Here is a 24047-nt window from a genome sequence, read left to right on the forward strand (position 1 = left end):
AGGAATCTCTATTTATTTGACAAATCTTTACGCTCAAAATAGGAGGTATAGTTCAGTAGTAAATTATGAATTTCGTACAAAAGAAGGAGTTTCAGGGGATCCTGTTAAGGGTAAGAAGGAAAGTTTAAAGAGAAAAACAGACGAATCGGCCGGACTATTATAGTCAGGCCGATTCATCTGTTACTTCAGTGGGATTGTTTATATAGGCGCTAATTGTTCTTCTAGTTTCGAGTTGTTTCTATTGTTGTAGAAGTAGTGAACGACCTACGATCCTACCACCAATTGATTAGCAAACTTTCTTGTTCAAGTCGCTTTTTGTTCTTTATTATAGCTTCAATTAGGCTTTTCCAATGCATGTAGCTTTTATTCTCAAGAAGTAAAACCAACTTTTCTTCGTAACCTGGCGTGAATTCAAGGCCATAGTCGCAATGTTTTTGGTATATATACACATTCATAAAAAGTGGTTCTAATTTTGGAAAATAGTTATTCCGCAAGTGTTCATAAATTAAAATACCGCCATAATCAATATCTCCCCAGTGAAATACCTTTATATTACTATTCTGTTCCTCCAGAAAATTCTTCAACTTTAACAGAAGTTTGCGAAGTGCATGATGCGGAAAACCACCCGTATAAATGACAAGATTATCAGTTGGATTTCCGGAAATATGTAGCTCCTCTACTTCTTCTTTGACGCTTCCCGATAGAAATTCATTATAAGCAGTCAGGTTTTCTATAAGGATAATTCGTTTAGCACTAATCTGTATAATCTCAAGATTACTAATGGTTTCAAAGGTTAATCCAATCCCACCAGGAAGCCCTGAAATATTTGTGGTTACTCCATTACAGATAAACACCAGCGGGCCAGAAATCCTTGTGAGTTTCGGGGTATCAACTATGCCTATTGCATCCAAATACTCAATATCCGTTTCCATTTCATTATTACCAAAGCGCTTATAAATTGACAGCAGCCTTGACTGGACATTTTTTTCAAAGTATTTCGTGTCATGAAAGAGAGAATGGCTCAGCACTCTTTTTGTTGTTCCCTCTTTCATTGTGGGCAAATGCAATAGAGTTTTTACTAAATCTTCATGGCCTTTTGGTTCATTAATATCAAGGCCAGCGGTATGATTCCTGGATAACGAATCATCATAATGTTGCCAAAAAAGCCTCACCCAATCCCAGGGATGCTCCTGTAAAGGAGTCAAAATCCTTCTTATTGTCTGCAGCTTCTGTTGCTTTGGGACAATTCCGGTTTTTTCATAGGCTTTATCAACTTGATCATAATTAAGATAAATCTTTTCTATCTCTTCACCATGCTTATATTTTGACCATTTTACTTCAATGATCCCTTTTTCACTGAGTTCCGTCACTGCTTGGTGAATCTCATCCCTTTTCCGAAAATCCATTTCATCATAATAGTCTTTGGTTATTGGATTGGTGATTTTGTTCATGGAAAACTGGGGACGCTGCTGAGTGACTCTATTTTCCTTAAAAGCTTTGCTAGTTTCATATTTGTCCAAAAGAAAAGAGAGAATCCTGTACTGATACTGCCTGACTATCGACTGCTCCATCATAATCCTCCCCACAGGTTCTATCAATCATATCTGTAAAGCAATTATAGCCATCTCTGTGAACCATGATTATGGTTGATACTTCCGGTGCCATGTTGGGTAGTTTTTCGTCAGGCACGGCTGCTATTAGCTGAAAATTCATCGTTTTTATCAAACGTAGGCTGGTTTGAATTCTTTCTTCATCCATTTTATTAAATGCTTCATCAAAAACAACGAGTCTCATTGTTTTATTCGAGCTATACAACTGATTAAAGGAAGACAAAATCGCTATGTAAAAAGGAGTCTGCGTCTCGCCCCCGGACTTCTCTTTGAGCACTTGAGAAAACTTGATATCGACGCTCCCATTCGAAATAATAATATCAAAGTCCAAATAACGGCGATAATCCGTAAACTCTTCCTGCTCTCCTGCTTCACCCTTTATCAAAACATCAAATAACTCATGAAGAGATTGGTGTTTCTCATCTTCTGGCAGGTCGAATAAAGTCCCTTCCTCCATAATATTCGGATCCATGATGACATTATAAAAGCGTTTATACTTTTCGCTCGATTTAACTTCAAATTGATAGCTTTCCTGGTGAAAAGGAAATTTTTTAAGGGAGTCATTTAGAATTCTAAATTGCATTCTGGCATCTTCTATGGCTTCTCTTAGTTTATAGATAAAATGAGATTTGAATTCTTCTTCAGACTGTTTTAGCGCTTCTTCCAACTTCTCTTTATAAGATTCAATATCAATATCGATTTGTTCAAGCAAATGTTCATATTCATTGTTATCCTTAGCATCTTCATTACCGCTATAGAAATGCTTTATATTATAGTCATGCCGTACATTTTTAAGTTTATCGAACCTTTTTTGCGCCTGGGTCTCATTACCCTTTTGGTTACCGAGCCAATTTTCAATCTTCTCTGAAAGTGGGACAGACTGCTTTTCAGCCTCTTTAAGCCGATCCATCGCCGCATTATACATTTCAGGGGAATGCTCTTTCTTCCACGTACTGACGCACTCTATTAAATTCAACATTTCTCCTTTCAAATTTCCTAGGAATTCTTCTTGCTGCTCACACCTTACTTTTGTACCTACTATTTCACCACTTAATCGTTTAATTTCCTCTTCCCAGTGTTTCTCTGTTCGTTTACAGTTCTCGTAATCTGTTTTCAGCCTTTCAATCCCCTCAAAATCAAGCTGAGAAAGCTGTTGTTTAAGCTCCCTATTAACTGCTTCAAGTTTGCTAATCTTAATGGGCAAATCCAAGTCCTCGCTAAACTTTTGGTATTGGCTTCGTTTTTCAGCAAGGTTATTTTTCCACTTTTCAAATAGCTGTTGGAGTACTCCAATTTCCACAAGCGCCATTTTAGTGTCATCAAGTTCTTGTTGCTTTAACTCCAACTGCCTGGGGATTGCTTTTGTTCCAATATAAGGAACTTGGTACCTTTCCTTTTTTATCTGCCTGGCCGTAAGATTCTGATATAGCATACAGCTACTCGTAATGGCTGCTCGATGCTGGCTGAGTCCCTTTTCTGAAGTAACCTTCATGAGTTTCCCGAGCAAGTGGTCAATTCTTGCTTTAATAACCTTGTTCGGGGTTTCAAGTTCTCCCGCAAGCGATCCTTTTTGGACTAACCCCAAATACTCCTTTTCCTCGTTTGTATTAACCAAGCCAGCCCCCTCTATTTTAAGGTTCCACTTTTCTCGTTCATAAGCAGATAAAGCTTGCTCAAAAAAAGCCGGTTCAACTAAAACATCAAACTTTTGGGTGTGCAAATAGCCCTCTATGGCATTTCTCCAGGCTTCGTCCACCACTTCCATTTCCTCGCAAAAAATCCATACCTGAGATTTTCCGCTGAGCTCTCTCTCTAGTAAATCTTTCAACGCCTTAACCGAAGAGGGGTAGGTTACTTTCTTATTTTTTAAGTTTTGAATATCAGTATTTAGTTTACTAATTTTTCCTTTCAACTCGGTTATCTGTTTGTCAGTATCATTTTTTGCCACAACAAATTTGTTGTATAGATCGGAGAGTTCCACCCCAAGCTTGTCTAGCGTTTGCTTATTATCAAGGTTATTCTCCTGGGTTGGAGCTTTTAGTCCAGCAAGAATGGACTCAAGGGTTTGAATACCCTCCTCCATGAAAGTACGGTCGCTACATTCCCAATATGGATTATTAGGCAAAGATTTTAAGTCCTCTATCATTTGTTTTTCGGTCTCTATTTCAGCAATGAAAGCCCGAAACGTATTTTTCATTTTCGACAGCACGTCTGAATTCTCATTAATTTTCTTTGTAAGCTCTTCCTGCTTGTTTTTGTCTTTATAACTCTGCCATTTCTGGAAAGCGGTTAGACTATTTTCCTTTGCTGTTTCATGCTCTTTATTGGCTTGTTCCTGTTCAACTGTTAAGTGATTAATCTTTTCTTGAAGTCCAGATATGGAAATTGATAATTTTTTGATATCCTCCTTCTGTTTTTCAAGTTCTAACGACCTAATTACATATTCCTGCTGGGCTACTGTGTCAAGCCCTTTCTTATATTGTGAGTATATGTCTTTAATTGAAGATAAATGGGCTTTGCGAACTCCCATATCTTCCAATTCACGTTTATATTTTTGATGAATTTCAAAGTTTTCCTTCATGATATCAAGCTGAAGCTCTTTTTTGTCCAAGATATAGTCGTAGACAAAATCACGGACATTTTGAATCGGTTTAAAGGATAGTGCTTTTGAAAAAGAGGAGAAAAAGCGAGGATTCACATGGCCCATCCGGCTTAACAAGGCCTTTTGATAACCTTCTTTTGATCTCTCCTGGATGGTTTTATTTTTGAGGCGCGCAACATAATGATGAAAACTATCCCGGTTTTTCAGATGGCCAGTTTCATTTAAATAGTTGATATTGTCCAGTGGGCAATCATTAATAATAAAGAACTCCTGGTCACAGTTATCATCCCTATACACATCAATAACCGTTCCGACGGTAAAATAACTGCGTTTCTTCTCATCAAAAAACTCCGCCATAATATATGTAGTAAAATCACCTTCTCTGATGTATTTTTGTTGGTCACTCCCAATTTTCCCTCTCAGGTAACTAATTAATGAACGCTTGGCATCATCATGTGCGGAAGAATTAAACCGAATCATCTTTAAGTTGGCAATAAACAACACTTGTAGGGCATCTATGATTGTTGACTTTCCAGCCGCGTTCCTCCCAGTAATCATCGTTTGTTTTCCAAATATGATTTCCTCATCCTGAAAATAGTGCCAATTAATCAACTTCAGCTTCTTCATCCATTTACATTCAAATCTTTGTCAAGTGGTTGCAACAATTGATAGTGAACACACAAACGCACATAATCATTTAGCTTTGTCTTTGAAAAAGCAGCTAACTGGAACGTCGCATACTTTGCCTTTATTTCATATAGGTTAACGATTGGAAATTCTGATAAAGAGAGGCTTTCTCTTTTTTCCTGGTAAAGAATCCTCAGCACTAAAAGCCAAATGCTTTCTTCCTTGCTCAGCCTCTTTCGGTGCAATGCGGTTGGGGATGTCACAAAAACCGTTTCGTGCCTATCATCAATAACAAAATCCCAGCCAAGGAAGCGAAAAAATCCCTCAAGTTGTGGCTTAAGCCGGTTAGCAAGATAATAAGAATTCCTATCTAATTCCTTTACAAGGACATTTACCGATATCAGTTTGTTTATGACTTCCTGGAGCTCTTTTTGTTCCAGTTCGCTTCCTTCTATAATCACCGCTTGGCCTCCCTTTTTTTGGTGTTATTCAGCATTATTGTCCGATCGTCAAATCGAAATTCTCCAATATGGAGAATACATCGTTCATTTGCCCTAACTAAACGATAGTCCGATTGTAAATCATATCCATATAGATAAACATAGGGTAAGTATAAATACTCTTCAATTGTTTTTGGGGCAAGCTCGGACATCCCCACTTCATTTCGGCCCCGAAGGCGTTCCAACACAAACTGGTTGATTTTTTGCCGATTTATTGCATTTTCAATTTTTTCTATGCTTTTGTTTCGAATTTTCTTTTTTAGCTCCTCCGATATTGGGATCACTTTATGTCTTTCAGGTTGGTGAGCTTCTCTTTTTTTTCTTGGAGCTAAGAGTGACTTTTCGACCAAAATATTTGTTTCATTTATACGAAAGACCTCTGTTACAAAGTGGCCGAGACTCCCATCTTCTATTGTGAGCGCTTCCAATATTGAGGCAATTTTATATTCCATTCCCTGGTTATGCTGTGTTAAATAACGGGCTCGGTCATATGAGGATTTAAGGTATTGATGATGCCTTATGTCAATCTGTTCATATAATTCATCCAAGTTCCCATAGGTTTCTTGGATAAATTGCAGAGCGGTCTTTAGCCTCTCTTCAGCTTCCTCCAGTGAAGCACATAATCCTGATTTCATTGCATCATCTAAAGCAAGGCTAAACAATCCCTCATCTACAGTCCATTGATGAACAGTCTCCAAAATTTTTAACCTGTATTTTGAAACATGATCAGAGGTCCTAAGGCGATGATAGCTTTTATCAACTATTTTTTTCATATAATTATCAAAGTGATGATCCAATACTTCCTGGAGTGATTGTTTGCTAACAACCTGCTCCATATGGCTTTTCATATTATTTAAAAGCAACCTCAACTCCTCAATGAGTCTATCGGTGATGTTTGCTGCCTCAAAAATTGCCAAACTAGGTTGTTCTTCCATACTTTCGGAACTAAGAAGATAGTACGTATTTAGGGCATAGCTTTGCAATTCTACCTTTCTTGCCTTGCACAAATCCTGAAGCACTCCAAGAATTCTGATTGAGTAATGGGGCAAAATTATATACTGTTTAAAATTATTCCTCGTTTCAACATCTATCCACTTCATCTGTAGGAGTTTTCTCAGCAATGCATTTGCTTTTCCTCTATGTATCCCTTCTGTCTCGTCTGAATAACCTAGCCTTTCTTCTTCAGGTTCAAACTCGACTCCCAATTCTTCATATGTCTCAATCAATTCTTGGAATAAATCTCTCATAAGCTCGTAATCTATTCCAAATCTGCTGATTTTATATTGCTCGTACAGCGAGAGAACCGCTTCAGCGTAAATATCCTTATTGCCTCCCGAAAATAAGCTAAAAAAGCGGTCAGGCAATACTTCAAAGAGCTTCATATATGGACCACCTTAGGTGTTGTTATATTAAATAAATTATAGCATACAGGAAGGAAATAATAACCATTCGCCATAGACCCTAATCTTTATTGCATTAGAACAAATGATAGACACTTTGTTTCTTTAATGTTGGTTTAATAAAAGCAATGGAAAGGGAAGCAAGACGATAGTACTTCAAGTTGACTTCATACCCTTCCCAAATATCTTGTACCATTTGCCAGCAACGCGAAATATAAATGAATAGAGCTTTTTTGTGGATTGGTGCTTACCCCAGGAGCTATCCCTACAAAAGAAGCCTCCGTTCTAACCGTGCTAGCGGTTAGAACGGGGGACCAATTACTCATTCCACAACTTATCGAAACCGCACTACGATAATACCTAGAAGATGAATCACGTAATTCTCCCCGACTTCACCCTGCATCTTACCGAATGAAAAACGGGAACCGCCACCGCTTTATTATTGAACAAAACACTTATAAATTTAGTGTTTTCCATCATCGCATGCCTGCCTCTAGCAGCAGGCCCGAAAATACCCACCACTCGCCTTACCCCCCGCACCACTTGAACGGCAAAACTATTGAAAGAGAAAACTCCCTTCTTGTTGAACAATGACGTGTTGCCACCGGGACGTTTCTCCTAGCATCTATAAGCCATCCGAACCGTCCCTAGGGTAAATCTTGGTTAAGCGTGCAAAATCGTAGCGGGCAAATCAATATCTGTGGAATACATTACTAATAATAAACAACTCAGGTACTTTAAATAAGCTACCTAAACGCATTCAGCACTCTATTTCTTCCCACCACCAAACCTCCTAAACTGAATCTCATTCCTAGTTTCATCATCTGGCAAAAAGGCATATTCCTCTTTAATCAATACTGGAGCTATATAGGAATACATCGCTCTTGCTTTCACTTTACTCTTTAGCCAGGTTCCCATACTCTCTGCAGTGGGGTTTTTTAGGGTGGGTTCACCTATTAAGACCCGCTTACCTGAAAATGTATGAAGCAATTCTTTATAAACTTCACGATCAATAAACTCATACTTATTATGGCCAAAGTAAATCATAGTTCCTTCTTCAACTGACCCTTTATACTTAAAAGACTTCCCTCTTGAAACAGTAAACAATTCAACTGCATCAGCAACTGGCTCCATTTCGTTGTTCCCTCTTCGTTCAAGTAATTCGTGTAGTCCATCTAGTTTAGAAAGAATCTCCAGGACCAACTCGGGTTCTCTTCCTCTTTCTTCCAAATAATCTATAACCAATTTCCACTTGGCCAACAGCTTGTCTTCATCCTTAATAATCTTCTTCTCATTTACCTTCATTATCATCCTCAATCCGCCTCTTTCTTTTTTGGATCCTCAATACACTACTTTCCATTCTGAACCCGGACCACCACACTAAACCTAGTATCTTCTATTATAATATAGTGTAAAACGCCCCATTTGAACTCCGCAAAAAACACAACACCACCAGCACGGTTCCTGCGGCATCTATAACCCACCAGAACCGTCCCCATGGTCTACGGTGGCTTTCCGGGCACCTATCTCATTTTGTCAACGCATCCAACAGTTCATAAGCTTTCTCACTAATGTTTGTTGGATTCTCGTTAAAAGGGAGAGAGCTGTGGACTGCTAGTTTGTTTCCTTCCATTCCTCCGTAAATGCCCTTGTTGCTGCAAAATTCTTTTAAATCGACTCCGTTACCCCTTTGTATGATTTCAATTCTCCAGCCATTATGATCAATAATGACATCAAGGGCGATTTTGACATTCCCATTTAGAACCAGATCGGTTACCGCTATATCGTATAATTGGTTAAGGTCTCGGTACTCCCATTTTGTAAGTTTTATTTCATTGATGGTTTCCGGAAGCAGGGAATTAACCTCTTTCACTTTTTTGCGGAGAGTATTCCTGTATACATTAATATCCTTGATTAGCCGCATCAGCTCTTCGTTATTCTGCTCTATGAACTTAACAAATGTTTCATCCATTTTTGTTCCCTCTTTCAATTTTCGTACATTGTCCATTAAGTCTGCTAGAATTTGAAAGTAACGTAAATTGACTGTTTCAATGATGTCCCCTAATAGGGCCCTTACGTTTTTAAAAAATGCTTCATATGTAATAACACTAAAACCGTCTACTTGGCTATAGCTTAAAGGCGCCGTTAAACATAAGACAATAGGGTATATTTTTCTGTTAGGATACTCAATTTTTATAAAGTCGAGGTACCCATTCAAATCATTGTACAAAGGAGCAAAGATTTTATTTTCAATGATTATGACAATCTCTTCACTTATTAACACAATATCAATAAAAGTGCCTTTACTAGTTCTTACCTCCCTTTCTACCTCCCATCCATCAGTGATGCTTTTATAATCCTGCCCGACCGCCTGTAGGATTGCTTCAATCAAAGTCGTTTTCAAATCATGGGGCTTGGAAGGATCAAAGAAAAATGCAAGGACATTTGAGATCACCGTTTCATAATGCGGAAACCCACATATCTCAAACAAATTTTCATTTTCCTTTGGCAATGACTCACTAAATGAAGAAAAGCTTTTCAGAATCCCTTCGTACAAAGTAAACCCCCTCCTAAACTCTAATATTAGCCTTCACTCATCATTGGTATAATTTAACTATATACCAAAGAATGGAGGATGAATATGGGGAGCCAGATAGATTATTTGATTAAATAGGTTTTTCCGACCTGGTCCATTCCAGAGCCGATCAGAAAAAAAGATTTTTCACGATTACAGAAGAACAGTACACTAGTTTAGAAGTGGAAATACCTAAAAAAGCCGACCATCCAATTTGAACCCTTACAAAAGGTAAACTCCAAATACCCCAGTTCACCATGCACAGAACGCCCCCGTCAGAACCTCGGTAGCGGTTCTGACGGGGGCGCTAACTTTCAACCCCAAAATTTTACCACTTTTTGAACTTTTTGTGTCTTTTGTGTGTCATTTTTCTGAAAATTATAATATAATAAAAACAGACATAATGTTATATTCATATAATTATTAACATCTAGATAGTGGAAACTATGAAACAAATCTATAATGAAGGGAAGATGGGGATGGAAGCAAATGTATGCCAACACTGCGGGCAGACTGCGTTTGTGGTTAAGGAAAAACCAGTCCAAAAAAAGGGGTTCATGTATGTTGTGATGGGGTGGATCTTTGCTGCACTTGCGGTAGTATTCCTACCAATCATTTTCGGCGGGATGGCCTTGTACATTGGGGCAAATACCTTTTTTGACTATAACAGGACGCACGGTGCAATCCTTATGGCCTGTGCCATGTTTGCCACATTGATAGGTTTGCTGTTCAGTACGTTAGTGGCTGGGACGTTTATTATCTAGAAAAAAGAGGAAGGCCCTTGCTATGGATGCCTTCCTCTTTTCATTCTCCTTTAGCAATACCAACAGTTCTTGGCTTTCAAATGAGCCCCACCCATGAAGCCACCGAAAGCCACCGGGGCGGTTCCTCTTGCATCTATACGCAATCCGAACGGTCCCCAAGGTCTTGGGAATGAAAATGAAATTTTCGGCCAACACTTCTATATTTAAGGCTCAGTAAAAGGTGAGTGTTGATTTTAATGAAGTTGATTGGAGCGGAGGGGACTGACTCCAGCGGGATGCAGCGGTACGTGGAGACCCCACAGGCGTCTAAGACGCCGAGGAGGCTCCACGGTCCGCCCCGCGGAAAGCATGTCACCGGAGTGGAAATCAACAATCAAGATATCAGAGCCTTATTTAAAAACTTCTTACTGGAATCAGCGAGAACTTTTCTTTAACTTCCCCGACAACTGCACCTGAATCATTCACAATCACAGACGGTTTCATGTCTCTTAATCTCGCAATGGTGTCTTTATTGTCGTAATCAATTTGCTCTAGGATGGATGCAACGATAGTTGGCCAAACATCTTCTGAACCATTTAACACTTTTAAGGCAAATCCATACCGTTCATTTTTCAAACCAAAGCAGTAGACGCCCTGCGCTCCCCCCTTGGCAACGATGTTTTGATCTTGCAGCAGGGCGGAGCAAATGAATTTCTCTGAAGCGACCATTTGAGGGTATTCGTTCATCACTGAGGTCATATCCCGAACCGCTTTTTGTAGCAATGGATCTACAATTAAATCTGGGCAGGCCAATTTCAAATAAGTGGTCGCCATATTTTTTAACGGAATCGCAAATACAGGTACCCCGCAGCCATCTTTTCCAATAACAATCTCAGAAATGGGGATTTCTGATAAGGATGAGAGGATCATCAGAATCTGCTGCTGAAGAGGATGGTTTGCTTCCCAATATCCTTCAACTGGGAAGCCAAGTTCACGGCAAACGGCAATAAACCCCATATGCTTTCCCGCGCAGTTATGGTAAAGTCTCCTCTTCCCCTTATTTGCCCAAATCATTTCTTCCCTCGGCATCGCATTTAAAGGATAAGAACTGGGGCAAAATAATTCCTCTTCCTGAACAGGCAACTTCTTTAACATCGATTCAAGCGCCGCAATATGGTACGGTTCTCCTCTGTGCGATGCCGTAAACAAAGCAGCTTCTTCCCGCGTCAGCCCATATTTCATTGCAATGTTTGTTAAAAAAACAGGCAATGCTTGGATTGGCTTGGCGGCAGACCGGTAATAGGTATAGTGAAGATCATCCCCTACATGGAAAACCGTTTCAAGCCTTTCGTTTACCCCGCAAATCATTCCGAAATGAACATTCTCAACTAAGCCTGCCCTTGATTCCTCCACTAAAATCTCAGCATTCATCTTCCTGATCTCCTCTTACTTAAAGGACTTTTTCTAATCGTATAATTATCTTAGCCCAACACTCCCAATCATTCTATACGATTTCAAATCATAACTTGTAATCTTTCCCGATGACAGGGCGAACAGGGTATCACCGATATACAAGAGCCGCTTGATCTCTGTTTCGTAACCCTCATAAATAGATGGCTTCTCGCTGTCCATATGAGTAATTTTCGACTGAAGCGTGAATCCTTTTTCCGGGTCAATCCTGTATACATAGGCTCCCTGGTACTCAAAAATTTGATCGTATTCATTTGCCTTGTTGTTTTGATAAACGGAAATCGGAAAGGCGAACAGACCCTTATCTTTGTTGAACAGCAGTGCTTTATGGTCATGATTCAGCGGTGAATGCGTCCCTCTCCCGCCGATGATTTCTGTAAACTTCTCTTTTGGATTGCTCATGTCACTAACATCGAACAGCGAAATTTTGACGCCGTCAGTCAGGATTCGCGGCTGGGCGCCGGCTTCTTTTGCCGCGACGATTTTCGTGTCTTGCCCAAATCCTATCAAATGATTTTCATCATAAGGGTGCAGGTAGTTGCTGAACCCCGGAATCTTCAGCTCCCCGAGCACTTTTGGCTTTGCCGGATTGCTTGCCTCAATGACGAAAAGCGGATCCGTTTCCTTGAAGGTAACCATATAGATGCGATCGCCCATGAATCTCGCAGAATAAATCCGCTCACCCCGCGCCAGTGACTCAAGCTTTCCGGCCGGCTTCAGATTTTCATCCAGGATATACAGGGCATTGGAGGATGGGCTATTTTCATCCCATGCATATCCCTTTGTCGTCACGACCCGGAAATAGCCATCATGTTCATCCATGGAAAACTGATTGAGCACGGTGCCCTGGACCAATGCCGACCCTTGAAATTCCACGTCCATCCCTTTAACCGAAAACTTATGGATCGTTGTATCCGGTGCCGTCATCCGAGTCCAATCCCCCTGCGGATGCTCGGCCCAATTCGCAATCGCGAGATAGAGATTTTCCTTTGACATGTACAGTTGTTCCCCGCTTCCAAGGTAGGTGGTGACAGCGGCTTTTTTACCATGATGATTAAGGTCAATCGCTGCAATCATTGTATAATTAGGCTCTTTGGATTCCGGGATATAATTGATTTCATCATAACTGACGATGTTTTCCACTGGCTTTGTTACTGAATCCGAATACCTCGGACGAATATCAATGGCTTCGTTTTCGCGCAGGAGCCAGTAATGAGGATGATGCATCGTGACGAGATACACAATTCCTTCCACTTTCCGCGCCGACACATAGCTTCCCTCCAGTTCAACCACCCGTAACTGGACTGGCTTTGCCGGATTTTTCACATCATAGATGATGGCCTTTGCTGATTGCATCATCGGGGCAATCTTAGCATCCTTAACCACTTGTTCATATGGTTTCGCAAAAGTGTGATACTGATGGCCGATGACGACCAATGTCTCTTCGTGTAAAAAAAGCTGGGACGGCATGAACTCTCTGTTATAGGAAATCTTCGACAAAAGCGTCATATCCTCTTCGGGTGCAGCCATAATGATGCGAACTTCATTTTCTTCCGCCTGAAAAATATTCTTTCCGTCCGTTTTGACAAGGTCCGCCTCGTCGACTCCCTGGACTTGATTGTTCGTTTCGGAGTGGCCTGCCTGATTAGCTAAACCCGCGGATGATTTTGCGCCATCCATGGCCGACTCTTTTGTATCAAGCGAAAACCACCAGCCGCCCGAAGTTTTTTCTTGCTTCAATATTTTTTTAAAGTAACCATTCAACTTTTCCTTCGATCCGATGACAGGAAGGCTTTCTTTTACAACAAACCTCCAGGATTTAACCCCTCCCAAGTTTCTCCCTGCCGAAGATTCGAGGCCTTTATTAAAATTCAGTGTATAAAATTTTGCGTCATGAGGATACCCGTCTCCAGGAGGGTCAATATAAATGGTTTTTTGATCATCGCTAAGAGACAGTTTTGTTTTAATTTTCTTGCCTTGATCATCCAAAACATAGATTGAATCGGAATGAATACTTTCTTTCGCGACCTTTTCGGTAAACTGAATGCTCCAAACCTTATTGGCCATGACAATGGCCTCTCCTTCTCCTTCCCACGCATTGACCACCTTGAATTGCGTTGAAAAGTAGTAAGAAAGACCGGCAATCAACAGCAGCGAAACCCCGCCTAAAATAAACCATTTTTTCATATAAACCCCTCCTAAAAGATTAGACGGAAGCAGTGCCGAACTTGTGTCATAGCTTTTTTGGAAAAATTGGCCCATACACCAAGCCCCCCTCCCACAAGCAGACTACAAATACACCCCGTTCACCTTACACACCAAAACCACCCGGCAAGACCACGCCAGCGGTTATCCCCGGTTGTACGCACTCCTTAAACCCGTTCCTACAACAACCCAACTCCCGCAAAAAAGCCCCCGGTAATACCGCGCTAGCGGTATTACCGGGGGCCACGCATTAAGGGCCTAAAACAAATTATAATAGTTTCCGCATACCCCCTCTGCTTCCTTTACCTTCCAAAGGCCAACAGAACCGTCCCCGTGGCTTACACCATTTAGCACAACAAGGATTTTGAAAATCAATTTGCACAAAATAAATAGTGAATGATTCTCAATCAAAGAACGATACTAAAAAAATAACTTGATGTGAGGAGAAGATTCAATGACTTACTACAAAAAAATCGACTATATTCTAGGAATTGATGTACGTGCACGTGCACGAATCCAAGAAAATAGAATTTCTGATCCGTTTAAAAATCCCTTAATTCATAAGCAAATAAAAGGACGTGAAATTGTTCCTCTTGATGTGGAAAGGATATGGGGGAATTAATCTTTGCCCAATGGCAAGAAATAACCTCTAAGGATGGATAACGTGATAAAAACAAGAAGCAACACAATTAATATTTGTCTACTCTTGTTTGTTACCGCTGTTCTTATATGGTCGACAATTAAGCCAATTGGGGGATATGGCTTATTGGCTATAGAAGCAGGTCCTGCCGTTGTCGGGTTATTGATTGTAGTCGTTACATACAAGCAGTTTCGACTTACAACCCTGTCTTATACTATAATTGCAGTTCTTGCAATCCTAATGTTTATCGGCGGTCATTACACATACTCAAGGGTTCCTTTATTTAATTGGATAAAAGACGCTTTTGACTTCAACCGAAATCACTATGATCGCTTTGGTCATTTGTTAAAGGGTTTGTTTGTAATAGTGATAAGGGAAATTTTATTAAGGAAAACACCGTTAATGAAAGGTCCTTGGTTAATTACCATCATAATAAGTATTTCTATGGCAATCAGTTCCCTTTATGAAATAATTGAATGGCTATTTTTTTTAATAACAAAGGGTGGGAAAGAATCCAGAAATTTTTTAGGTACACAAGGAAGTATGTGGGATGCACAATGGGATATGACGTTAACATTAATTGGTTCAGTTCTCGCACTTCTATTCCTATCAAAACTTCATAACAGGCTGCTTAACAAGGTACAAAAACATTAATAATTGAAATTGAACGATTGCGTCTAAAATATATAATAGTGTTGTTTTCGTGAACGTCCAGAACCTCTTATGGTTCATCAATATAAAAGAGGCTGTCCCAAAAGGTCGTTGATTGATGACTCTTTGGGACAGCCTCTTTACATAAGTGGAAGAGGGCAAACTCATTTTTACACATGTATATTAATAATTCTATCTCCATACCCTAAAATGTCAGGAGGTGGGAAAATGACTAACCAACAACAAAATAACAATCAGCAAGAAAATCTGGTGTCTAAAGGGATAAAGGATACTGCGGGTGCCGCATTCCAAGTCGCCCATAGTGCGTTAGAGACAACAGAGAACGCTGCAATGAATGCCGTGGATGCAACAACAAATGCCGTCAACAAAGTGGCGAAGAATGTACAGAATATGGGCTCAAATGAATAGCACTTTCTTCGAAAAAACGCCAATTGGCGTTTTTTCATTTTTATTTCAAAAGAGGTAAACCGATCATACAATGCACCGTTTGTTCAATAAGAAATTTAACAAAAAAAGGGCGGTAATCCTTCCTGCATGGCTTACTTTACCTTCCAAAAGCCAACAGAACCGCCCCCATGGCTTTCAGCCCGAGAGTTCCGAACTTTCTGTACGATTTCAGGTCATGGCTTGTGATTTTTTCCGGTGACAGGGCGAACAGGGTATCACCGATATACAAGAGCCGCTTGATCCCTGTATCGTATTCCTCATAAATAGATGGCTTCCCGCTGTCGATATGGGTGATTTTCGACTGAAGCGTGAATCCTTTTCCCCGGCCCCGCTTGTGGACAAATTACATAAAGTTGTCTTTTTCAGGAATCTGACACCAATGTCTCATTCCACCAATTTTAAAAGCCCGTGCATATCAATCCCCGCCCGGGCTTTTCAACATCTTCACCACAAATTCGGCTTCACGACCATGAACCAGAGCATCCCCATCAATAAAATAATGTAGGTCCAGATGGTGCGCTTCAGTTTTGCGGCAAGTACTAGTTTATTTGCACCTTCTTCGGCAAATTTCCGAAGGGTTGGTGAGAATGCCCGTGCCAGGAAAAAGAGGGAGGCGAACAGTAGCGCCAGCGTCCCAACAATCCACGGCGTTTTCCATGTCCAAGGGCCGAGGATGACGAGCAGCACTCCTGTCCCAATCAGCACATGGCCGGCGTGCTTGGACAGCCGCACGACTGACTTCAAAAAAGCCAAATAAGCCTCCAGCTCTTTCCCCACAGCATCAGGAAGTTTTTTCACAATGGGCATCAAAATGAAGAAAGGCCCAATTGACGCAATCGCGCTTGCGACATGAAGATAAATAATGATTCGGTACACTAAATCCATTTCTTATTCTTCAACAGGGCTGAATTCATGCACCCAAACGCGCATTTGCGGAAGCCATGGCATTCCTGGATGATAAGATAGGATCGACTGCTTGTACGCTTCCACATTTTCAAAGCCTTCGCGCTCGGCATCTGCATCCGTCAATTCTCCCAGTGATTGGGAATAGACACGGTCCACAACGAATTTCTTTCCTTTTAACTCCATGATTTCGCCTACATCCGCATAACGGCCGTTACGGCGCGTAGCCGTTTTCTTCCCGTCCAACACTTTATTGACGTCATCTTCCTTTGTAATAAGACGCTCAATCTCACACGTCTTTGGCGGTAAAGCATTGTTCTGTTCTGTCATTAAAAAAACTCCCATCCTTTTGCTAATCTATAATGTACCATATAGTGAAAAAAGAATGCCATTTCTCCGTCCTTTTATCCGTGGCTTTCTTAAAAGTATGAAAGTACCTGTCACTACCCGCATTGCGCTGAGTAATCCATTCAACAAAAAGCGAGAAGTGACAGGTCATTAAGGGCTCGTTTGGAAAAATTCGGCCTATACACCTCGCACCCCTTCATCAGGTAGACAGAAAATACACAGCGTTCGCCTCCAAAACGTCCCCGTCAGAACCAAGGCAGTGGTTCTGGCGGGGGCGCCATTCTTTCAACCCTGTTAATAAAACACTCCTTGCGGAGTTTAACGATTCTGACTAGTAAGAGCTTCATTTGAATTCCTTGTCAACCCAACTCGAAATATGTCCAAATCAGCACAATTTCCCACAGGCTCCAAGTCCCTCCCCCTCCATTCATCGCAACACCCGGCCACCAATTTACTGTGCTGTTTCGATAAAGCTGTTGCTTTCCTATCGGACAATTTGCTCGATTCTACGTTTCAGTTCGCCACTTTATGTGGTAGCAAAGTGACACGCTGTTACCATAGATTACTCAAAGATTACTTCAGAGACTACACACCTATATTACGGACCCCACAAAATCCTCCACACTGTTTATTTTCAAAAAAACTTTCAATCTGCCATGTCCTTTTTTTCGTTTTAGCTCTATATAACTGGTGGGAGTGAAATTTGGACAATCCATTGGAGTCCCGGACCCTGATGGAACACTTAATTGGAGGTTATGGAAATGAGTAAATTATTGTTCGACGATGAGCCATTGTTGATTCATCCTACGTTGGCGGTGAAGATTGGCTTGAACGAATCGATTGTGCTCGTGCAGCTTAACTACTGGCTGGAGAAAAAGCTAAATATGATTGACGGCCGGAGCTGGGTTTACAACACATACAGCGACTGGCAGAAGCAGTTTCCGTTCTGGTCGGAGGGAACAATCAAGCGAGTATTCAAGTCACTGGAGGACTTTGGTTATGTCATCTCGGGCAATTTCAACAGGACAAAAATGGACCAGACGAAGTGGTATACAATCGACTACGAAAAATTGAAAGAACTTGATGAAGACGAGCACGGGGAAGTTTCCAGGGCAACCAAACCCCTTAAGAAGAAAATGGACGAGGACATTCCGTTTGACGAAGTGATTAAGTATTTAAATTTGAAAACCTCTTCAGCCTATAAACCGGAGAACAAGAAAACAAAAATGCTCATCCTGGCTCGCTGGAACGAAGGCTACCGGCTGCCTGATTTCAAAAGTGTCATTGATAAAAAGGCAGCTGAATGGCTAGACCACCCGAAATGGAGCAACTTCCTTCGGCCCGAAACACTATTCGGCTCCAAGTTTGAATCCTATCTCAATCAAAAAGCTGGCCCAAGGAGAAATTGGGATGACTTCGTCTTTGACGATGAAGTGTAGAGTATTGCGTTAGCCGAATACGAGGAGGCTCTGTTAGAGAAATATGCTGTGGAGCCTCCAAGTGTAAACATCAATCACTCAGTGCCAAAAGCAACAAAATGAGTACCAATTTCTTTGTTTAACCACTATTAAAAGGGTTATGAAATATCCAGCAGAACGAGACTCTCACTTAACCATAAAGCCTAAACAGCTTGGATTCCAAGCCAAAAAACATCTGCCAAGTTATTTCACGGTGGCTCTCACATTGGCAGGGATGGCGCGTATTGTTGTCCGAAGTGGCTCTCATATATGACAGCCATACACATTTTGCCCACTCTGCCATCAGCATTGCGTAAAAACTGAGCCGGCTTTGCAAAGTTTTGAGCCAGCGAATCCGGACATTTCAAGCAGCAACTGCACGGGGAGAGCCATGCTAGAGTAACAGCCATACATTCACCACCTCTGCCATCTTTCTTACCGGCATGTGACAAACGATGTACCAATTAGTGCCAACCATTTACCACATAGAAAAAGAGTACATTACTTCATTGCATACAACAATAAAATCTCACGTCCCCACTATTGACCACGGTTCCCCAAGTCTTTGGGGTAAATTGGTCCATAACCATGCTTCCCTCCATCAAACAAACTGAAAATACACACCGCTAATCCTTCAGGACCCAAACGTCTCAAGTAAAACCCCGTTAACGACATATAGCAGCCATCATTTAAGCCTGTTAATATTAACACTTCTTACGATGCAGAAGTCTTCCATATAATGTAATCGGAAATTCAAAATGCCCATTGCACCAAGGCACGGTATCCAACTGTTATTCCTGCCCGTCACAACACATATGGAATAGAAAATCCTTTTTTATATCACAATTCATCCAGCTCCCGCCATTCCGACCAATAGGCCCAAACACTTTAAACACTGCAAAATCCGAATATTATTTTTAAAATTCCAGAGACGGCAACAGAAGCAAAATAGAAATTACGCAATTTATGTGAATTATAGTTCATAGTGTTTGGTTGCGGACAGTTATGTAATTGTTTTAAAAAGGAGAATATTCCTTGGAAAAACACCAGACCATTTACATCGGGACTGCAGTAAGACAATTGAGAAATGAATGTCGAATGTCTCAGGAAGACTTAGCGGGCATGACAGGATTCACGAGAGAATACATCAGCAAACTTGAATGCGACCATATCGACCCAACTCTTGGGACTGCTGTCGCGGCTATAGCAAAAGCACTGGGCTTAAAAGCTTGGGAACTGGGCCGGCCGGCTGAAGAAAGTAACAATAATAGATAAGTTTTAGCAGGAACTATTGTTAGCGCTCAGAGTAATAGGAAATTATACATAAATCAAAATAGGATGGTTGAATTTTAAGGAGGTTGCCAAGTGGACTTTTTAGCGAGGGAAGTTACACATTTGCTTAACGAATACGGAGATGAAGTCGAACTTGAAATCATTAAGTATCCAGATCATTGCCATGTCACGGCCACAATCTGCCAAGATGAACCGCCATACAAGGACTGCATCACTACCGGAAAACACCGGACCAGCAGAAAAAAAGCAATTCATAAAGCTTTAAAACAACTTTACATAGTTGCTTATCAATAAGAAGCTAGAGTGATTCCAATACCAAAAGGGAAGTAACGGGTAGCAAAAGCTAAAAATTTCGACCTCGCACCATAGTTAAGCAGCACTGTAGCGTCGTCCTTTCCCTTTTAGTTGGAACCGATATCCGTTACTATCCGATCAGGCATACCATCAGATTTTGAGAATTTTGTTTATCAATAACAATTAGTGCCAGACTCGCTTCTATTCGCTAGTCTGGCCTTTTCACGCGCAAAACTTCCGATTGTTCTTATAAGAACCGTCCCGGTGGCTTTGAATTATCCACAATAAGGTTTGAAACCGTGACCCAAATTCTACTGGATATCAAATTAAATAGAGCACCCAAATTGGGTGCCCTTAATATCAAAGTTTTCTTCCATGGCTCCTTTTCATTCCAAATCCATGTACATACATATCAGCAAATCTATAATGAATTTCACCTCTAATAAAATCCTCACTTGCTAAACCAATATTTTTAATCATTGATATAAACTCATCAAACGAATTGCCTGGCTTTCCAAAGCTTTCTTTATATAAAATTTCTAAATCATTCTTGGTGCAAATATCGGAAAAATTAGATAGCCTATTAAATACTTGCTCAAGTTCCGGATATTCTTCCCTTAACTCACTACCTCTATGTTTAGCAGCTCGAATTAAACCTGCATTTAACGATTGGCTTCGTAGTAACCTATCCGTCGGAGATGTAACATGAGATTGATTAATATATTGTAACTCGTGCTCTTTGGCAGCACTTAATAATAATCCTAAAACACGAGGAAAGGTAGTGCCTGAAGCATCGGTTAATCTTTCATGTACCCATCTACCAACATACTTAGAGTTTCGGTTCTTTTCCCTTCTCATTCCCCATAATATTTGAAGCGCATTTAATATAGAATCTTCCGAAGCGTTATCGATATCTTGAACCGGGAAAAATTTATCTACTAACTCTTTATATTGATTTGAATACAAAGATTGCCTTAATGCAAGTCGTAAAAAATCTATCCTAGTCCATTGTAATAAAACATCCCTACCGTTAAAGTGACTTTTATTGGTAAAATTCAATCTTTCCCATATATCTTCTCTTATAAAAACCTTAAATTTAATATTTGATAACCGCTGTCCATCTATGGACCGTATAAAATAAAATAAACCTGCTAATACATCAAACTGGTACGTACTCCTTTCTTCAATATCTTCATCTAAATCATCATATAACAACCAGATACTTTGATCTTTTTTCTTGAACTCATCATTGATATATAAGAGATAGTCTTTTATGAGAATATTTAAGTCAATATTAGTTACAAAAAACAAAAGAACCTGTGTATGTTCCTGTGTCCAATTGCGATTATTCTTCCCGACCTTTTTTAGAATTTCGTATATCTGGGAAAACTTACCTCTACGAAAAACGGGGAGTTTATTTTCAATATATAACCTTAAAACGGCATAAGCTCTCCAAAAAGTTTCCCAAGATATTTTATCCTTCATTTTATGATGAATATAACGAAACTCTTCTTTCCCCGGCCTCGCCGAATAGTGACCATGTCCAGAAACGGCTATAACATTTTCCAAACGACCTTTCGACAATCTTTTGGACTGCTCAAAATGTTTTAATAGCATCCAATAAAGAGCCGTTTTACCGGTGCCTTTTTGGCCATGAACAACAGCTGTATTCTCATCCACAAATTTATCAAAGTCAGAAGTTTTTTGAAAAACTTTGCTAAGATCGTTTCGCTCATCTTTTGCGTCAACAGTTTCAAATTCTAAGGATTCAATAATCTCCCATCTATTTGTACTGGACAAAATTATTTTTAATTTGTTTTGTTCACTTTCCTCATCGATTAAATTAGCAACAGGAGAATAAATAGAAGTTAAATATTCAACAGGATAAGCATCTGACAGCGCAATATCTGAATTATAATGTATTACAATAGGTTCTCCTTCATTCTCATTTTCTAAATCGTCAACAATAAAATCTTCTTTTGCATCTTCCTCTTGGTTTTCTAGTATTACAAATTGTTTATTAAACGATTTAATTCTTTCCCAATATAGTTCAGCCCTTTTCTTACCTTCTTTATTTGAAGGCACTTTGGAAAGAACATAATTTACTGTCTTGTTTGTATTTTTTATAACATTTAGTCCTTCAGAGACTAAACCGAGCCCTTCAATATTTTCCTCATTTGGGTACATAAATAAAATAATATCGTCTGCCGCTTCAAATAAAGAAAATGCACCCCACTCATTTATTCCTGTTCTTGAATCAATAAGGATAACATCCGGACGAATTTGGGATATTACATCATCCTTAAAAATTCCCCATATATTTTTTTGTTGAAGCGTAGATACTCTTAAATCATCTACTTTTGATACATAAGGAAAATTTATTTTCCCAGCAGGAATAACAAAAAGTCTTCCAGGGGTATCCTCCAGATGCATTTCTCCAAAAATATCGGTAATATGAATTTGATATTGGTTTATAGGGGAATAGGCACGCTCATATAAATAATCAACTATTCCCACATTAGGATAAGGCGACATTTTTTTGAAAATCATATGTAAACTTGGAGCTTCCAAGTCCAAATCAACTAATAATACCTTTTTCCCCCTTTTAGCGAGTATAGCTGCAACATGAGTTAATGCAGTTGTCCTACCCACTCCTCCCTTATAGGAATAAAATGCAACAGTTCTAGTGTCATTTAGAATTGCCTCCTGTTGTGTAAGGCCGTAGTCTCCACCATTGTTTTGAGCAAGTGTTGCTAACTCACCCCATGATTTAGGTTCTAATTGATTAATGTAAAATGGATAAGGAATTAAAGCTAATTCTTCAGCTTCATTTGTTGTGAATAGATAAACGAAACCATATTGATAATCATCTTCGATGACTGAATTTAAACTTTCAATTCGTTCTTCTTGTGACTTATTTTCCAAATAGTCGCTAACAACAGTAACATTTAATAGCCCTGCTGGTGAAAAATCTACCTGTACCCATTCATTTTGAGTTTTAATATAAAAGTTTCTTAATTTATTCTCTAAATTGTATTTACTATTCATAAATCTCACCACTCTTCATAGGGTTTTAACCTGTACTACCAGCCATTTTAGCAATAATACATAGGATTTATACCATTCTTCAAAATCTCCTTGGCTGGGCTCAACGCCGTGATACCTCCACAGTATATAATCCATACCACATGGCTCTTGTACATGTCTAATAGCTTGCATTACATCTGGACTAGCATTGGCCCGGATATGTAAACTACTAATAATTGTTACCAAATTAGATATCCTGTGTCTTGGGTTTGCTATACTAACTCCTGTTCGATTACTTATTTGATTCCAATCATTTATGCCATGATAAATAAAACACGTTTTTTTTAAAAAACACTCAATTGTAATACCTCCAAGATGCATTGCAGCTATTTTTCTTTTGGAAAGATATAACCTGTTTGTATCTAAACACCTGCTAATAAAAGCTGTCGAATAATCGTCCATACCTACCCACCCATTTGTTTGGTGATTACTAATTCAACAAATTTTCTATTTCTCCTGCTTTTCTTTTCCATAAAAATTCCTAACCTCATCCATGCAAACATATTGATATAAAAATGCCTCTCTTTAGCTCATTTTGATTGGCCCATAATAATAAGAATGACATCTTTTTTAGGAGGAATTTGTAGTTATCAAACCATTACCAAATCCGGAAAAGGGAGATATCTACGGATGTGCTAATGAATCTAATAGCTATCACCAAATTCGGATTACCACTCGACCTTTGACCGTCAACACCCAATATATAAAAACACCCCTTTTAAAAGTATATGTCAATAAAATTAATACATTAAGTTAAACCCCTCTTTTCGAAGAGAATTTGTAAAACTCGTATTTCACTCAAGGCTTATAGTAATTGACTATTAATCGAAATCGCACAATATATAGTATATACAGGAATGTACATTCCCGTATATATTGATTATTTTATTTTTTAGTAGTATATTCTAATAAAAGGGGGGGTTCTATTGCCGAAGAATAGCACTAAAAAAGTAACTAGTCCAAAGGTTGCTTCTACAGCTTCCAAAATATTAAAAGATGGAAGATACAGCTCAGCTTCAAAATCTGTTGCAGGCTCTGCCTTAGCTCAAACAAAGTCTAAAGGCAAATAACTATTATTTACATCATGAGTTTACATAGAAAAAACAGGCGTCCATCACGGAAGCCTGTTTTTTTAATACTTCAAATTAGGAATCAATTTCTGAGAAGTAGATAG

General features: G+C 39.6%; 20 protein-coding genes and 1 pseudogene. 8 read left to right on the forward strand and 13 right to left on the reverse strand.

What is annotated here, in order from left to right; translation table 11 throughout:
* Nucleotides 1-272: 272 nt before the first annotated feature.
* From ADU24_RS17310 to ADU24_RS17335, 6 genes are all read right to left on the reverse strand, one after another.
* Nucleotides 273-1571, reverse strand: a complete 1299-nt coding sequence (locus ADU24_RS17310) for a Wadjet anti-phage system protein JetD domain-containing protein (RefSeq protein WP_053367797.1) — start codon at nucleotides 1569-1571, stop codon at nucleotides 273-275.
* Nucleotides 1507-4839, reverse strand: a complete 3333-nt coding sequence (locus tag ADU24_RS17315; RefSeq protein WP_053367798.1) for an ATP-binding protein — start codon at nucleotides 4837-4839, stop codon at nucleotides 1507-1509. The genes ADU24_RS17310 and ADU24_RS17315 overlap by 65 nt, the downstream gene beginning before the upstream one ends.
* Entirely contained in the window at nucleotides 4836-5300 is a 465-nt protein-coding gene (locus ADU24_RS17320) for a DUF4194 domain-containing protein (RefSeq protein ID WP_053367799.1), read from the reverse strand. The genes ADU24_RS17315 and ADU24_RS17320 overlap by 4 nt, the downstream gene beginning before the upstream one ends.
* A complete protein-coding gene (locus ADU24_RS17325; RefSeq protein ID WP_053367800.1) occupies nucleotides 5297-6721 on the reverse strand; it encodes a Wadjet anti-phage system protein JetA family protein in 1425 nt (474 codons plus the stop codon). Before ADU24_RS17325 ends, ADU24_RS17320 begins: the two co-directional genes overlap by 4 nt.
* Before the next feature lie 786 nt (nucleotides 6722-7507).
* Nucleotides 7508-8050, reverse strand: coding sequence for a hypothetical protein (locus ADU24_RS17330; RefSeq protein WP_053367801.1), 543 nt, complete (start codon nucleotides 8048-8050; stop codon nucleotides 7508-7510).
* Between the two features lie 217 nt (nucleotides 8051-8267).
* Complete coding sequence (locus ADU24_RS17335) at nucleotides 8268-9296, reverse strand: PD-(D/E)XK nuclease family protein (protein WP_053367802.1); 1029 nt, start codon at nucleotides 9294-9296, stop codon at nucleotides 8268-8270.
* Between the two features lie 464 nt (nucleotides 9297-9760).
* Between ADU24_RS17335 and ADU24_RS17340 the strand changes: the two genes are divergently transcribed.
* A complete protein-coding gene (locus ADU24_RS17340) occupies nucleotides 9761-10078 on the forward strand; it encodes a hypothetical protein (protein ID WP_053367803.1) in 318 nt (105 codons plus the stop codon).
* Between the two features lie 393 nt (nucleotides 10079-10471).
* Here the strand turns inward: ADU24_RS17340 and ADU24_RS17345 are convergent, their stop codons facing one another.
* Nucleotides 10472-11488: an asparaginase gene (locus ADU24_RS17345; RefSeq protein WP_053367804.1), complete on the reverse strand. Its 1017-nt coding sequence runs from the start codon at nucleotides 11486-11488 to the stop codon at nucleotides 10472-10474.
* Nucleotides 11489-11533: 45 nt separating this feature from the next.
* Nucleotides 11534-13714 (reverse strand): beta-propeller domain-containing protein, encoded by a 2181-nt coding sequence (locus ADU24_RS17350; protein ID WP_156324613.1) that lies wholly within the window; start codon nucleotides 13712-13714, stop codon nucleotides 11534-11536.
* 472 nt (nucleotides 13715-14186) lie between these two features.
* Here ADU24_RS17350 and ADU24_RS23390 point away from each other — a divergent pair, with 472 nt between their 5' ends.
* The 3 genes from ADU24_RS23390 (at nucleotide 14187) to ADU24_RS17360 (ending at nucleotide 15452) form a co-directional block, all read left to right on the forward strand.
* Nucleotides 14187-14354 (forward strand): hypothetical protein, encoded by a 168-nt coding sequence (locus ADU24_RS23390; protein WP_197277525.1) that lies wholly within the window; start codon nucleotides 14187-14189, stop codon nucleotides 14352-14354.
* 33 nt (nucleotides 14355-14387) lie between these two features.
* A complete protein-coding gene (locus ADU24_RS17355) occupies nucleotides 14388-15026 on the forward strand; it encodes a DUF2238 domain-containing protein (protein ID WP_053367806.1) in 639 nt (212 codons plus the stop codon).
* 225 nt (nucleotides 15027-15251) lie between these two features.
* Nucleotides 15252-15452 (forward strand): hypothetical protein, encoded by a 201-nt coding sequence (locus ADU24_RS17360; RefSeq protein WP_053367807.1) that lies wholly within the window; start codon nucleotides 15252-15254, stop codon nucleotides 15450-15452.
* Nucleotides 15453-15588: 136 nt separating this feature from the next.
* Here the strand turns inward: ADU24_RS17360 and ADU24_RS23125 are convergent.
* The 3 genes and pseudogenes from ADU24_RS23125 to ADU24_RS17370 all read right to left on the reverse strand — a co-directional run.
* Nucleotides 15589-15801 (reverse strand): annotated as a pseudogene (locus tag ADU24_RS23125) (hypothetical protein); the annotation flags it as partial.
* A gap of 134 nt (nucleotides 15802-15935) precedes the next feature.
* Complete coding sequence (locus ADU24_RS17365) at nucleotides 15936-16376, reverse strand: hypothetical protein (protein WP_053367808.1); 441 nt, start codon at nucleotides 16374-16376, stop codon at nucleotides 15936-15938.
* A gap of 3 nt (nucleotides 16377-16379) precedes the next feature.
* Nucleotides 16380-16724 (reverse strand): ASCH domain-containing protein, encoded by a 345-nt coding sequence (locus ADU24_RS17370; protein ID WP_053367809.1) that lies wholly within the window; start codon nucleotides 16722-16724, stop codon nucleotides 16380-16382.
* 779 nt (nucleotides 16725-17503) lie between these two features.
* Here ADU24_RS17370 and ADU24_RS17375 point away from each other — a divergent pair.
* From ADU24_RS17375 to ADU24_RS17390, 3 genes are all read left to right on the forward strand, one after another.
* On the forward strand, nucleotides 17504-18181 hold the full coding sequence (locus tag ADU24_RS17375) for a conserved phage C-terminal domain-containing protein (RefSeq protein ID WP_053367810.1): 678 nt from the start codon (nucleotides 17504-17506) through the stop codon (nucleotides 18179-18181).
* Nucleotides 18182-19234: 1053 nt separating this feature from the next.
* Nucleotides 19235-19474: a helix-turn-helix domain-containing protein gene (locus ADU24_RS17385; RefSeq protein WP_053367812.1), complete on the forward strand. Its 240-nt coding sequence runs from the start codon at nucleotides 19235-19237 to the stop codon at nucleotides 19472-19474.
* A gap of 90 nt (nucleotides 19475-19564) precedes the next feature.
* Nucleotides 19565-19786: a hypothetical protein gene (locus ADU24_RS17390; protein WP_053367813.1), complete on the forward strand. Its 222-nt coding sequence runs from the start codon at nucleotides 19565-19567 to the stop codon at nucleotides 19784-19786.
* A gap of 360 nt (nucleotides 19787-20146) precedes the next feature.
* On the opposite strand, the gene ADU24_RS17395 is transcribed toward ADU24_RS17390, so the two are convergent.
* Both ADU24_RS17395 and ADU24_RS17400 read right to left on the reverse strand, forming a co-directional pair.
* Complete coding sequence (locus ADU24_RS17395; RefSeq protein ID WP_053367814.1) at nucleotides 20147-22834, reverse strand: MinD/ParA family ATP-binding protein; 2688 nt, start codon at nucleotides 22832-22834, stop codon at nucleotides 20147-20149.
* A gap of 15 nt (nucleotides 22835-22849) precedes the next feature.
* Nucleotides 22850-23275: a hypothetical protein gene (locus tag ADU24_RS17400; RefSeq protein ID WP_053367815.1), complete on the reverse strand. Its 426-nt coding sequence runs from the start codon at nucleotides 23273-23275 to the stop codon at nucleotides 22850-22852.
* Between the two features lie 524 nt (nucleotides 23276-23799).
* Between ADU24_RS17400 and ADU24_RS23395 the strand changes: the two genes are divergently transcribed.
* Entirely contained in the window at nucleotides 23800-23943 is a 144-nt protein-coding gene (locus tag ADU24_RS23395; RefSeq protein WP_197277526.1) for a hypothetical protein, read from the forward strand.
* Nucleotides 23944-24047 lie beyond the last annotated feature (104 nt).

This window comes from Bacillus sp. FJAT-27245 (assembly GCF_001273955.1).
Lineage (GTDB): Bacteria > Bacillota > Bacilli > Bacillales > Cytobacillaceae > Bacillus_D.